We start from the raw sequence: 12,114 nt of genomic DNA, 5'->3' as shown, positions 1-12,114 counted from the left end.
CCGGTCGACGGGCTGCTCGCAAACGATCGTTTGCGAGCAGCTTTTGGGCAGAGCTCTCCTGCCGGTTGGGGGCACCTGTGATTTTTGGCTACTTCTTCCCGCCGCGGAACGCCCTGATGAGGCGCACCACACGACGGTTGACCCTGTCACTGAAAGCAGCGACCAGGATCACGACGCCGGCGACGAGCCCGAAGAACGGGAACGCGCCGACGTACTGAAGAGCCTCAGTCAGCAGTGGGGGCATCAGCCACCTCCTGTTGCGAGGTGTCGACCCAACCGGTCGACGAAGGTTGACCGCCGGACAGCAATCAACCAGTCACATGCGGCGATCCGCACAAGTGGGTGCGGAGTTCGCCGGTTAAACAACAAAACGGCCGAACCTTCCGGTTCAACCGTTTTTTGCGCACTACTAGAGCGCTCCTCACTTTACCGCGAAGGCACACAGAAAAGCAACCAGCCGCGCGAGCCGCCGCCGGCTGCCGCGCCGGGCTCCCCGTCGGAGGTGCCGGGTACGCTCGGCGCTATGTGCGGACGTTTCGCGATGGACGACAAAGTGAATGCGGCGATTACAGAGTTCGTCGAGTCGACAGGCAAGATGCCAGAGGACTGGCGACCGGGCTGGGAGCCCAGCTGGAACATCGCGCCAACCGAGAACATCCCGCTGCTCTTCGAATCCGGCAAGGGCGAGGCGAAGCCGCAGATCCGATTCGAGCCGGCTTACTGGTCCCTGGTACCGAGCTGGTCGAAGACGTTGAAGCTCAAAGCGTCCACGTTCAATGCTCGAGCTGAGGACATGGCCGAGAAGCCACTGTGGCGGGGGCCCGTGAAGTCGCACCGAGCGATCGTGCTCGCGAACGGCTACTACGAATGGCAGGGCCCCAAGGGGCACAAGATCCCGTACTTCATCCGGTACCCCGACGATCAAGTGATGGGCTTCGCGGGCCTCTACTCGTGGTGGGCCGATCCGTCCAAGGATCGCGACGACGATTCACGATGGCGGCTGACGGCCACAATTGTTACCTCCGATGCGGTGCAGACTCTTGCAGACATTCACGATCGCAACCCGGTCATCCTTCCGCAGCGGATGTGGGAGCACTGGATCGATCCGACCGTGGCCGGCGACCAAGCGCTCGTCGACGAGGCTGTCCGCGCGGGCGTGGCGGAGGCTGAGTCGCTGCGGTTCGATCAGGTGGGCCCGGTGCGCGGCGACGGGCCGGAGCTCATCGAGCCGGTCGCTTAGGCGTCGACGAGCGTCCCACCGCGGCTTCGGCCAGTGCGAGGATCGAGGCCGGCCCTCCATCGTTCGCGCTGCTCTTCGGGGGTGATGATCGTGCCGTCCGGGGCCGTCGCAGGCGTAAGGAAGTTCGGCATGCCGAGCGCCAGCGCGCAGGCGTCGAGCGCCTGCCGCAGCTCGTCGTAGTAGCCCAGCGGCCACCGGTCGCCGCGCTTAAGCACCCAATGATCAACGCGGTACATCATCAGCGTTTCGTGAGTGTCAGAGCGGGTGGCCGGCGCGTACTCGATCTGGAACTCGATGCGGTTCGCAGCGTCGTTGAGGACCAACCAGACCCTCTCCCCCGCGTGCAGCGTTTTCACGTTTCCAACCTCCCACAACATTCGAACATACCTTCGAATTGTGGTGCAATGGGGTGACACCGAGCATCTGGAGGTTCTGGTCATGAGCATCGCGCCCGCCGCAGACATTGTGCACCTCTGGATGGAGCAGGGAGCCCCGGTCCGCCTGGTGTGGGCCGCCCACCGGTACCGAGCTGTCAGCACCGAAGCTATTCGGGCTGCGGTTGACCATGACGCTCTCAGTCACCCCGCGGAGCGCCTGGTGGGCTGGGCTGTGATCGGTCGCGGCGAGCACGATCCGGCGGACGTGCGTCTGTTCCAGCTGCAGCGCCACGGCGCCGGCTGGCTCCTGGTCGACGTCGAACCGGCCTGAGCTCGTGGGCACGAACAAACGCTACGACGTCTATTCGGCGCCGCTGGCGGAGATTGCCAAGGCCGCAGAGAGGGCACCGCGGCCGATCAGCCTTCCGGACGAGATGGTGCGCGCGAGCGGTCGACGTCGAGACGAACCGCAGCCGGTCCCGGTCAAGGCTCACGTACCGGTCCATGTCGCCTATACCGACGTGCAGCTCGTCGACGCGGAGGCGTTGGCCTGGACAACGGGCGGCTTGGTGCTAATCCGTTACGTCCCGGAAGGCGGCCGCGCTCCGGTTTACGTGTGGGTTGCCGGGAACTTCGTGCACCGGAAGTGATCCGCCTGGAAACAAGAAAGCCCCGGCCGGGAGAGAGAGCGGCCGGGGCTTGGTTCTTGAGGCGCGAGGCGTCGGACGTCGCTAATCGCTGTCCTGCAGCGGCGGTATGTACTCGCCGGTGCCTGGTTGCCGGATCGGTACGTCCCACGGGGTGAGCGGCGCCGGTTGGGATTGGTTCTTGGCTCGGTGCTCGAGCACGGCCATGTAGTGCAGGTGGCGATCGACGACGTGGGCGATTGTGCCGTCCATCGCGATTAGCATGCGTTCTATGTCGTGCTCGGCGTCTTGAATCTGGCGTAGGAGCTCGTCTCGCTCCTCGAGGGCGGCGCGAACGCCGTGCACGTACAGGGCAAGGCCCTTCTGGGTGAGGCGATCCAGTCGCACTCGCCGGGCCGGTCGTTCCAGGTCCTTGCCACCGAACTCCGCCGGCGCAGGGTGGAAGTCGATCGCGCCCTCCTGCTCGGGTTCCGACCCGTCATCGACGAAGGCGCAGTGGTAGTAGTACGCCGCTTCCTGGCGCAGCTCGTGCAGCTCGAGGTACAGGTCCGCGAAGCTCTCGCGCGTGTCCTGGATACCGCCAACGATGATTTCTGCCGGTGTGTACTTGATCACGGGGATGCCCCGCTCTGGCTCATCGAAGGGGGGCGAGCGCATTGCGCCCGCCCCTGCGGCCTGTCTGCCGTCACTGGCAGGAGTCGCATTGAAGGTCCTCCATCGGGTCGATCGGGACGAGGTAGGGCTCGGGTGCAGGCTGGTAGTGCTGGTCCCCCGGCTCGTCACCATGCGCGTGTGCGTCCAGCCACATATTGGCTGCTGCAGGCTCTCCCAACGCCCGGAGGATCCCGGCCAGCGCCTCGGCCTCTCGGCATCCCAGGGTTGCGGCAACGTCGTGCGCGAGGGTCGCGTCGGAAAAGACCCCACAGAACCGGGTGACGTCTTCGGTGTCCGTAATGAGCGTGCTCATCGTTCTCTTCTCTCTCTCAACCAACCGTTTTTCTTTGCCTTCCGGCGAGAGAAATCGATAGTGAGCGGGAGCGTCGAGAGTGCCGGGACCGTGGAATACCGGAGGGAGCGCAGCGAGTGAGGATATGCCGCGAAAGCCCGGAACGGCAGGCGTGGAGCGAGCTACGGTGATCGACCGGAAAGGTCAAAGAAAGCAGAGCATTTACAGCGCCGCGTAGCGGCTCCGTTGGCGGGCGGCCTCCGTGCCGCAGCGCCCCGCTCTTAACCACTCCCCCGTGCATGCGTTCCCCCGAACGGTTGCTTTCACACTGAATTCGTAGTGATATCATAGTGATATCAGTGTGAATCCATTGTGCTTCTATATCCCGTTTTCGTCCTTGAGGATTTCAAGGCCACGCCGCAGCGCCCGTAGGGCGGTGGCGTGCTGGCTGCGCTCTTCTGCTCGCGCTACATCGGTGAGGAGCGCCGGTAGCTCGAGGTCCGGGTACCGGATGAGCAGCGTCTTGGCGACGTCGTCCGGCCATTCTGTTGCCGGCGTGGCCGGTGGCGCGGGCACCTTCTTGCGCGCCGGCCGCGCCGGCTGGGGGCTCGCCTGTGCGATCGGTGCCTCGGTGGGCCGCTCGGCAGCCTCGCCGAATGCTTCGATGGCAGCCTCGGTTGCCGGGTCGATCGTGGGCCTTCTTTTGATTGCCATTACGCCATCAACTCCGCTGCGAATTCCTGGATCTCTGCTCGGGCCTTGGGGTTGTTCCATTCCACGACGCCGAGTCCTTCACCGATGACGTCGCGGTATGCCTTGCGTTCGTAGACCACCGTCTGCAGGGGGTGAAGTGCCGGATAGTCCGACAGGTACTCCCCCGCGTCGGTGCGCTCAGTCACGCCCGGGTTGGTGGGGACCTGCGTTAGCAGGCTCCGCACAACCAGCTCCGGGTTGAAGTCGCGTACCTGTTCGACCAGCTCACTCATGTGCGGAAGCGTGTCGAGGTCGAGCTGTGACGGCCGAACAGTCACGACCATCTTGTGCGCGGCCGTCATGCCGGTGCGCATCTCTTTGCTGTCCTTGCCGGCGACGTCGACGATGACGTATCCGTAGCGGGCGTCGAGGTCGAGCAATGTCTCTCGGATGTTGCCGAGCTTTTCGATGCAGGCGATAGCGGGCGTGACGCCTGCGGCTTCACGGTCGGCGTGCCAGCGAGCGGCGGACCGCTGCGCGTCTGCATCGACGACTACGACGTCTTCGCCCTGACGGGCCAGTTCGGCCGCGAGATTGATGGCGATGGTGGATTTGCCAGCGCCGCCCTTCTGGCTCCCTACGAGGATGATCATGATTGCAGTCTACTTTCACTTTGATATCAGAACAGTAGCGAAACGCCATCAAAGCGATATCACTATGAAAGCGCTAGCAGAGTGATATCAGTTTGAAAGCATGACAGTTGGCGGGGGAGTGTGAGGGGGAGTCCCCCTCACTCGCGGCGATCCGGCTGCGATGATGGGGGAGCGGGGCCCCGACCTACTTTCTCTAGGTCGGGGCCCTTCACCGTGGCGGGGGAAGTCGCCCCGGTGTCTGTAGCGGCAGGCGCTCCACGATTGCGGGAACGGTGCCAGGCTCTCGGCCGAGTTAGTCGGCGTCGATCCGCTGCAGCGTGTCGACGATGGTCACCACGTCGGGGCTGTCGATCGTGATGGTGCTGACCAGCACGTAGCCGATTCGGGCGTGGCCGGTGAGGTCTTCCTGGCGGTAGCTGAGTTGCCGGGCACGCATGGCGGGTTCGTCGTCCTTGGTGACGTTGGTCTGGATCGTCTGGATGCTGTTGGCCATGTGTCTCTCCTGTCTGGGATGGTGGGGGAGGGCCGCCGGTTAGGCGGCGTCTTCCGTGTCGGCGGCTTCGTCGTCGGGGTCGAGAATTTCCGCGATCTGGTGGGCGGCGCGCAGGACGCGGGTCGCGGTGGACTTGATCAGGTCGGCGTCACCCTCGGACCATCCGGCGATGTAGCCGACGCTGTAGGCGCTGGTGTCGAATCCGACCAGGCCGGCGACGACGTAGGCGACGCTCTCGGCTTCGGTCTCCATCAGGCCGCGGTGCTCGAGGTATTGCGCCAGGTCCTCGGTGTGGCCCAGGATCACGTGCGCGGTCTCGTGGATCAGGGTCTTAGCGGTGTGCTCGGGGCTGAGGTCGGCGTCGATGACGACGGCCATCTCTTCCGGGTCGCTGTACCCGTTCTTCGTCCCCTGGATCGGGCGGAACTCAACGGTCCAGCCTTCCTCGACGAGGTAGGTAGAGAGAGCATCGACGATGCCGAAATCGTCGGCGCCGGCGAGCTGGGTGGTGAGGGTTCCGGCGTCCTGTGCGCCCTCGATGAGGTCGGTCTGTCCGATGTCGAACACGGAGAGGATGGGGAAGCGGGCGACGCGCTTTTCTACCTCGTCGCCGTTCTCGTCCTCCTCGGTAATCTTCTTGGTGCTGTAGCCGAAGATCCGGATGGCCTTCTCGCCCTTGCGTACCTGGCGGCCGAGCGCCTGCCACTTGCGGAATCCGGCCACCTGGGACGCCTCGGGCATCTGGGACAGGATCAGCAGAAGGTTGTTCAGTGAGTAGGCGTGGAACGCTTTCGCGAAGTCGAGGAACGCCGTCCACCGGTCGGACTCGCGCAGCTGCTCCACCTGGTCGCTGATCGAGTTGTGCAGCGCTTCGGCCTGAGCCTTCTTCTCTTCGATGGTCTTGCCGGGTCGGCGGGTCTTGGTCATTGCTCTCTCCCTGAGTGGACAACTGTTTTTTGTGCCTTCCGGCGAGAGAAATCGATAGAGAGCGGGAGCGCCGGAGCCCCGGGTCGTGGAATACCGGAGCGAGCGCAGCGAGTGAGGATATGCCGCGAAAGCCCGGGGTGTAGGCGCGGAGCGAACTACGATGACCGGCCGGAAAGGTCACAAAAGACGTCCGAAAGAGCTGTGCCGCGAAGCGGCTCCGCTTCGATCAGGTCAGGGTGGCGGCTGCGCCGCCGCGCCATTTCTGCGCCCGCTGGGCGCTGCTTTCATGGTGCTTTCAGTCTGATATCGAAGTGATATCACCGAGGAGGGCCGGCCTCCGTGCCGGGCCTGAGGGAGCGAGCGGCGGGTGCGGGGGACACCCGCCGCTCATCGTTCCCTACTCGTCGAGGTCGTTGTCGTCCTCTTCGTCGGCCAGGGGAGCACTGCTCGTCCCGGCGTTGTCGATCACGATCTGCTCGACTTCCGACAGAGCGTATCCCCAGGTGGCGAGCTGGGCCAGGTAAGCGGCCTTGGTCGCCTCGGGGTAGCGCCAGGTGCTCTTGCTGGTGACGGACTCGATGCCGCCGAGCACCACGGCGAGGCTGACGTGCTGTGCCTTGGTGGGGGACTGCTCGACGTGCGCGGCGAGCTTGTCGTCGTAGTAGCCGCCTCGCTCGATGCCGAGCAGCTGGTGGGCCAACTCGTTGCCGTTGGCCGCTGCGCTGCCCACGTCGCGGCGGTGGATGGTGAGTCCTAGCGCGATCACCTTCGCCGCATCCTTCGGCAGCGTCTTGCGGGTCAGGAACTCGGCCAGCCATTCGCGCCGCACCGTTTCCGCGGATGCCCACGCCTTGTTGTTGGCGATCAGCGTGCGCCGTTCGGCTTTCTGCTCGTCGGTCATCGGGCCGCTGTTCGAGCCCTGGCCGCTGGCTTTGGTGAAGCCTGCGGCCTTCGGGTCGCTGAGGAAGTAGCTGATGTTCGGCTCGCCGTCGAAGTAGACGCGGACGAACACGGCACGCCCTTCGGCGTTCTCGATGTGTTCCGGGGTGACCCGCTCGCCTTCGGCGGTGGTCAGCTCGCGGATGCTGATGTAGTCGGTGTCGTAGTAGCCGCGGTCACGGTCGAGGATTTCGTAGCCGCGGCCGCGCAGCTCGTCCTCGGTCTGTGCCTTCACCCGCGCCCGGGCGCGGTCGTCACGGGCGCGCTGTGCCGCGTGTGTGAACTGGGCCGGGTCGTTGATCGCGATTTCGATCAGGTCGGCGCGGGTGGCGTCGTCGTCCTCGAACTCGATCAGCGTTGCGGCCTGGTCGAGGGTCAGCTGGTGCTCCTGGATCGCGGAGGCGGCGACGGCGTTCTCCGCGACGGCCAGGCCGCTCTTGACCACGGCCTGCTTGGTGCCGGTTCGCTTGGCGATCGCGGCGGGGCTGAGTCCTTCGAATGCGAGCTGCTGGAACGCTGCAGCCCGGTCGCCATCGGTGAGGGCTTCGCGCTGGTCGTTCTCGACCATCTGCTGCACGATGCGCTCCACAGCGGCCTCGTCCGCCTCGACGATGTAGGCGGGGATGCTGGTCAGTCCGGCCTCGCGGGCTGCGAGGGTGCGTCGCTGGCCTGCCCGGACCAGAACGTTGCCCTGGGCGTCGCGTCGGGCGAGAACGGGCGTTAGAACGCCGTTCTCGCGGATGCTGGCGATGAATTCCTTGGTCAGCGGGGCGCTGGGTCGCACGTTCGCTTCGATGATGATCGCGTTGGGGTCGATGTGCTCGACGGTTCCCTGGCTTGCGGTAGTTGTGTTCACGGTTCTCTCTCCCGATCAACTGATTTTTTTGCCTGTCTGGCGAGAGAAATCGATAGAGAGCGGGAGCGCCGGAGTGCCGGGTCGTGGAATACCGGAGCGCAGCGAGGATATGCCGCGAAAGCCCGGAACGTAGGCGCGGAGCGAACTACGATGACCGGCCAGACAGACGAAAAAAGTGGCAAGGACAGCGCCGCGCAGCGGCTCGAATCAGGGTCAATCAGTCGCCGCCGGCTAGGCGGCGTCTCCGAGGTATTGCCAGCGGCTCTCTGGACTGAGAGCGCCGACTGTGACGAGTTCTCGAGCGCTTCGGTGGTCGGCTCGGCGGTCGGCGGATCGAGGGTAGCGGGGCCAGATTCGTTCGCCCGGCGCGTCGGCCTCGAATAGCGGTCGGCTCGATGCGTTTCGGCGTCGTGGACGCATCCTGGGCGAGGCGTTCATGGTGGTGAGCTCGGCTTGCCACCATGCCCATACTTCGCGTTCGGCTCGGTATCGTTCGGCTCGATCGAGAAGGGTTCCGGCGACGCCGAGGATGCGAGCTGCCTGATCTCGGAGATCTCGCTTGGCTCGGGCCCATCCTTCTCGATGCTTGATGATGAGGCGATGCCGGCGCAGGCGGCTGAGGATCCTCGTGGTGTGCCGGGTACCGGTGCCGAGGAGTCGCGCAGCGGTGTCTACGGTGAGTGTGGGGTGCTGGCGAAGGATGGCGTAGAGCTTCCCGGCGAGGTGGCCAAGGCCGGCGCGGGTGAAGAGGTCGTGTCGGCTGTCTGTTAATTCGTCCTCGAGCTGGGCTACTTGGATGGAGCGAGCGTTGTAGAGGTCGGCCGGGGGGCGGGGGTTATCTAGAGGTTGTGACCGGACTGTGCCAGAGGTTGTGGAAAGTGTGAGGGTCAAGCGCCATTCGGCGGCGTTGCCGCCGTCGGTGGTGGTGACCTTCTGCACGTATCCGTCGCGTGCGAGCCGCTGGAGGGCGTCTGCGGCCGTGGTGCGGCCGAGCCCGACCATCAGGGCGAGGTCGCGGATCGAGGCCGCTACGACCCGTTTTCCGGTCTGCAGGGTGAGGTAGGCCAGGGCGGTCAGGATGGAGCGCTCGGAGAGCGCGGCTTCCGTCCGTCCCCAGCGTCCGGGGGCGACGCGGAAGCGCGTCAGGAGGTCGTCAACGTCGCGCACGATGGCGTCGAGCTCTGTCAGGTCGCGGGGCTCTCGCGCGGCCGGGAGAGGCCGTTGTACGGCCGCGTACTGCTGCGCCTTGGCCCACTGGCGTTCGAGCCGTTCGCGAGCCTCCGCGGGGGAGCGGCGGCGGCGGGTGCCGCGGCCGGTGTTCTTGGTGCGGTAGTGCTCCATCCCAGGGGCGGTCTTGGCAGCGTGCTCAACGTCGGCCAGGGACCACCCGGCATTAGCGGCCGCCAGGAGGCACATGAACCCGGTCCATGATGGGTTGCTGCCGCCGTCGATCGTGGCCATGTGGGCGGCGCCGGAGGCGGTGAGCTGTCGGTGCGCGCGGTGTGAACGGTCGACAGGGCCGGATGGGGCGCTCTCAGCGGCTCTCAGAGCGGGTTTCCGCTCGTCGAGCACCGCTACGAGGGCGATCAGTTCGTCAGGAACGATCCTGCTGGCCGTGAGCGCGCCGAGGCTGCCTCGGATGATGGCCGAACTGGATCCGTCGCGGTGAGGCGACAGCGGCGGCCGCGCAGCGCCCTCCCGCACGTTCAGGAGCATTCCGTGGTCAAGGGTGCGATAGTTCGCGCGGGCCGCGCGGGCGAGGGTCGCCACGACGTCCGCCCGGGCTCCGCCCGGTACGGCAATCCAGATGTGGCGGCCGCCGGACCCGGATGACTGGCAGAGCACGTGTGCGATCGCCAGCTCGTCGAGGATGCGGGAGAGGGCATCGGCTTCGTCGACAGCGCGTTCCATCAGCTCGGCGTCGACGCCGTGCTTGTCCTTGCCGTCGAAGTCGAAGCAGAGCAGTCGGAATAGGCCCGCATCGTCGGCCAGGCGGATGCACCACGGCGTTGTAGGTGCCTGCGGGCCGACGCGGTGGAAGCTGGGGTAGCTGTTCTCGTCGAGGCGGCCGTAGGCGTCTCGCTTCATCACGCGCACGCGATCGCGTGGGCTGATTCGGCGGGTCAGCTCCCAGGCGTCAGCGACGTCGGCGGACACGCTCGGAGGCGTGTAGCCGTGCAAAACGTCGTATTTGCCACTATCCGGGGCTATGATGGCCTCACTCCTTGAGGATTCGTTCTTGAGGGTGCACTGAAGCCCCCGGCTGGTAACCGGGATATTCGGTGGGACTAGCTCGAACCTCGAGGCCGGCAAGCGAAGAGGGTTTGAGCTACGAAACTTGGAGGGCCCGTCGCGGAAGCGGCGGGTCCTTTCGTTTAAGCGGCTGTCGTGGTGGTTACCTCCGTGCCGTCGAGCGTGGGGGAGAGCACGGGCAGTCCGCCGCGCTCAGCTTCGAGCTGGCTTACTAGCCGCTCGAGGTAGAGGGAGAGCGAGAGCGAGCCGGAGGCCATGCCCGCGTCTCGTAGTCTCTGCTCGGTGGACTCTTCGAGCCTGACTTTCAGTTCAACAACTTTCACGCCTTTAGGGCGGCGGTTACGTTTGATACCCGCGTTGCTTCCCATCGTCATGTTGCGAGTATTTCGGGTTAACAGGCCCGTTAACGCAAGGACGCGCCGCGTGTCGCACATCATTGCGCCGTCCGTCCTCTGCTGGCCCCGCTAAGCGAGGCAGGGGCCGCTTCTACGTCGTGCGGAGCCTTCGTGCCACACAGGGTGCAGAAGTTGTACTTCAGAGACTGGGGCTTGCTGCAGTGCCGGCAGGGGGAGTCTCCGATTGCACGCTTGTCGTCGGAGGCGTCGTCGACGGTGCCGTCTGGGTTGAGGATCTGCACGAACGCGTCCGGGTGGATTCCAAGCTGGTAGGTGGCGTCGACGTCGACGACGGTCAGTCTGACCGGCCGACCGACCTGGCGGCCGATCGCGGCGCAGCGGGCAATGATTCCGGCGCGCAGTCGCGCGGTGTCGGCTGCGATCAGCGGGCGCGAGGTTCCGCTGATCGTGAGCTCACCGGAGGCGTCTTGGCGCACGATCGCGCTCAGACGCGGTTGGGTGGGGATGAAGGTCGGCATCAGTAGTTCCTGTGGCAGGTGTCGTTGCAGAGAGTCATGCCGAACAGTTCGTAGAACTTCTCGGGATCGACCCAGCCGGGTACGGCGGGGTCGAGGGGGAGCGTCGCGATCTGCGGGTTGATGTTGCCCACGACGTTGATGCGGAGGTCCAGGTGACACCCGGTGGCGGGCGCTTCGTCGCCCACGAGGGAGATCTTCTCTCCGGTGGTCACGGTGTCTCCGACCTTTACGAGACGATCGGATTGGTGGCTGTGCAGATAGGAGATTGTGTATCCGTCGGGGCTCTTGATCGAGAGGTAGAGGCGATCGGAGAGAACGACGGTGCCGGGCTGGATCGCGTAGATGGGCTTGCCGCACGGGTTCGGCCAATTCTGCAGGTCGTCTGCCGGGTGGTAGCTGCTTGCGCCTTCGGTGGGCGAGCTGCGCGGGCCGAACTTGTCAGTCATGTTGAACGGCATATCGAGCGGCATACCGAGAGCGCCGCTGCCGCATCCGGTCGAGGGGGAGGCGGTGACGCCGCTGAGGGCGGCGGTGATCTGTCCGGCCGCGTCCCAGTATTTGGCGTAGTAGTAGGGGTCGGCGTTGACCTGCACCTTGTGGGCGGCGAGCGTGGGCTCGAGGGTTTCCCAGTTGGGGACGTTCTTCAATCGTTCGAAGAAGAGCGTCGCGGATTTGAAGGGGTCCATGCGGTCCGCAAGGCTGCCCCAGCTGTCGCGCTGCTGGAACAGTCCGCGGGAGTCGGGGCCGGCTTGGTCGCCGTAGTTGAGCACGCGGAGCCCGGATTCGCCCATTGCCGTCATGACGCCGATCTGCTGCGCCTGGGCGTTGAGTCCGAGGGCTTCGGCGGCGTTCATGATGTAGGCGGCGTTCACGAGCTGGTCGTGCCCGTAACCGGCGACGGCCGCGGTGGGCACGGTGTTCTCATCGACCTTCACGCCGGCGCCGGAGGGTCCGCACGCGGCCGCGGCCGCGTTGCTGCCACCCAAGAGCAGGATGAAGCCGAACAACAGTCCGATGAAAAGAACGGGGACGAGCAACAGCGCGACTACCCCCTTGCCGCCTTGCACGTGACTACCTCCCCGGCGGTGTGATTCGGTCGACGAGCCACGGGTCGGTCGGAGCGTTGCGGGTGAGCGAGACCACGTAAGTTCCGATATCAGTCGGCACAGTCACGAGGAGCGCGTAGGCGGTGGCGACCTCCACGACGGGGCCCCCC

Annotated in this window: 16 protein-coding genes; 3 read left to right on the top strand and 13 right to left on the bottom strand. The window is 65.5% G+C overall.

Annotation, left to right across the window (positions count from 1 at the left end; genetic code table 11):
* Positions 1-88 precede the first annotated feature (88 nt).
* Positions 89-244: a hypothetical protein gene (locus ACFVWR_RS14330; RefSeq protein ID WP_387213260.1), complete on the bottom strand. Its 156-nt coding sequence runs from the start codon at positions 242-244 to the stop codon at positions 89-91.
* A gap of 279 nt (positions 245-523) precedes the next feature.
* Between ACFVWR_RS14330 and ACFVWR_RS14325 the strand changes: the two genes are divergently transcribed.
* Entirely contained in the window at positions 524-1,240 is a 717-nt protein-coding gene (locus ACFVWR_RS14325) for an SOS response-associated peptidase (protein ID WP_387213257.1), read from the top strand.
* Here the strand turns inward: ACFVWR_RS14325 and ACFVWR_RS14320 are convergent.
* Positions 1,237-1,596 (bottom strand): hypothetical protein, encoded by a 360-nt coding sequence (locus tag ACFVWR_RS14320; protein ID WP_387213254.1) that lies wholly within the window; start codon positions 1,594-1,596, stop codon positions 1,237-1,239. The genes ACFVWR_RS14325 and ACFVWR_RS14320 overlap by 4 nt on opposite strands.
* Positions 1,597-1,678: 82 nt before the next feature.
* Between ACFVWR_RS14320 and ACFVWR_RS14315 the strand changes: the two genes are divergently transcribed.
* Together ACFVWR_RS14315 and ACFVWR_RS14310 are read left to right on the top strand one after the other, a co-directional pair.
* Complete coding sequence (locus ACFVWR_RS14315; RefSeq protein ID WP_387213251.1) at positions 1,679-1,948, top strand: hypothetical protein; 270 nt, start codon at positions 1,679-1,681, stop codon at positions 1,946-1,948.
* A gap of 4 nt (positions 1,949-1,952) precedes the next feature.
* Entirely contained in the window at positions 1,953-2,267 is a 315-nt protein-coding gene (locus ACFVWR_RS14310) for a hypothetical protein (RefSeq protein ID WP_387213248.1), read from the top strand.
* 81 nt (positions 2,268-2,348) lie between these two features.
* On the opposite strand, the gene ACFVWR_RS14305 is transcribed toward ACFVWR_RS14310, so the two are convergent.
* The 11 genes from ACFVWR_RS14305 to ACFVWR_RS14255 all read right to left on the bottom strand — a co-directional run bounded on the left by ACFVWR_RS14305 (position 2,349) and on the right by ACFVWR_RS14255 (position 11,965).
* Positions 2,349-2,879 (bottom strand): hypothetical protein, encoded by a 531-nt coding sequence (locus tag ACFVWR_RS14305; protein WP_387213245.1) that lies wholly within the window; start codon positions 2,877-2,879, stop codon positions 2,349-2,351.
* Between the two features lie 70 nt (positions 2,880-2,949).
* Positions 2,950-3,231 carry a hypothetical protein gene (locus tag ACFVWR_RS14300; protein ID WP_387213242.1) on the bottom strand — a complete coding sequence of 94 codons (282 nt, stop codon included), beginning with the start codon at positions 3,229-3,231 and terminating at the stop codon, positions 2,950-2,952.
* Between the two features lie 357 nt (positions 3,232-3,588).
* Entirely contained in the window at positions 3,589-3,924 is a 336-nt protein-coding gene (locus ACFVWR_RS14295) for a hypothetical protein (protein WP_387213239.1), read from the bottom strand.
* Positions 3,924-4,556, bottom strand: coding sequence for an AAA family ATPase (locus tag ACFVWR_RS14290; protein ID WP_387213236.1), 633 nt, complete (start codon positions 4,554-4,556; stop codon positions 3,924-3,926). The genes ACFVWR_RS14295 and ACFVWR_RS14290 overlap by 1 nt, the downstream gene beginning before the upstream one ends.
* A 292-nt stretch (positions 4,557-4,848) precedes the next feature.
* A complete protein-coding gene (locus ACFVWR_RS14285) occupies positions 4,849-5,049 on the bottom strand; it encodes a hypothetical protein (RefSeq protein ID WP_387213233.1) in 201 nt (66 codons plus the stop codon).
* Positions 5,050-5,088: 39 nt separating this feature from the next.
* Complete coding sequence (locus tag ACFVWR_RS14280) at positions 5,089-5,976, bottom strand: ArdC-like ssDNA-binding domain-containing protein (RefSeq protein WP_387213230.1); 888 nt, start codon at positions 5,974-5,976, stop codon at positions 5,089-5,091.
* Positions 5,977-6,373: 397 nt separating this feature from the next.
* Complete coding sequence (locus tag ACFVWR_RS14275) at positions 6,374-7,771, bottom strand: ParB/RepB/Spo0J family partition protein (RefSeq protein WP_387213227.1); 1,398 nt, start codon at positions 7,769-7,771, stop codon at positions 6,374-6,376.
* A 231-nt stretch (positions 7,772-8,002) separates the two neighbouring features.
* Entirely contained in the window at positions 8,003-9,928 is a 1,926-nt protein-coding gene (locus ACFVWR_RS14270; protein WP_387213224.1) for a hypothetical protein, read from the bottom strand.
* A gap of 218 nt (positions 9,929-10,146) precedes the next feature.
* The gene (locus tag ACFVWR_RS14265) at positions 10,147-10,281 is read right to left on the bottom strand and encodes a hypothetical protein (protein ID WP_387213221.1); all 135 of its coding nucleotides are present in this window, start codon (positions 10,279-10,281) and stop codon (positions 10,147-10,149) included.
* A 176-nt stretch (positions 10,282-10,457) separates the two neighbouring features.
* Complete coding sequence (locus tag ACFVWR_RS14260) at positions 10,458-10,898, bottom strand: hypothetical protein (RefSeq protein WP_387213218.1); 441 nt, start codon at positions 10,896-10,898, stop codon at positions 10,458-10,460.
* Positions 10,898-11,965 carry a M23 family metallopeptidase gene (locus ACFVWR_RS14255; protein ID WP_387213215.1) on the bottom strand — a complete coding sequence of 356 codons (1,068 nt, stop codon included), beginning with the start codon at positions 11,963-11,965 and terminating at the stop codon, positions 10,898-10,900. Before ACFVWR_RS14255 ends, ACFVWR_RS14260 begins: the two co-directional genes overlap by 1 nt.
* Positions 11,966-12,114: the final 149 nt, after the last annotated feature.

Origin of the sequence: Leifsonia sp. NPDC058292 (assembly GCF_042880955.1) — a bacterium.
Taxonomy (GTDB): domain Bacteria; phylum Actinomycetota; class Actinomycetes; order Actinomycetales; family Microbacteriaceae; genus Leifsonia.
The sequence above is the reverse complement of the archived record's forward strand: the minus strand, read 5'-3'. Positions and strand labels throughout refer to the sequence as shown.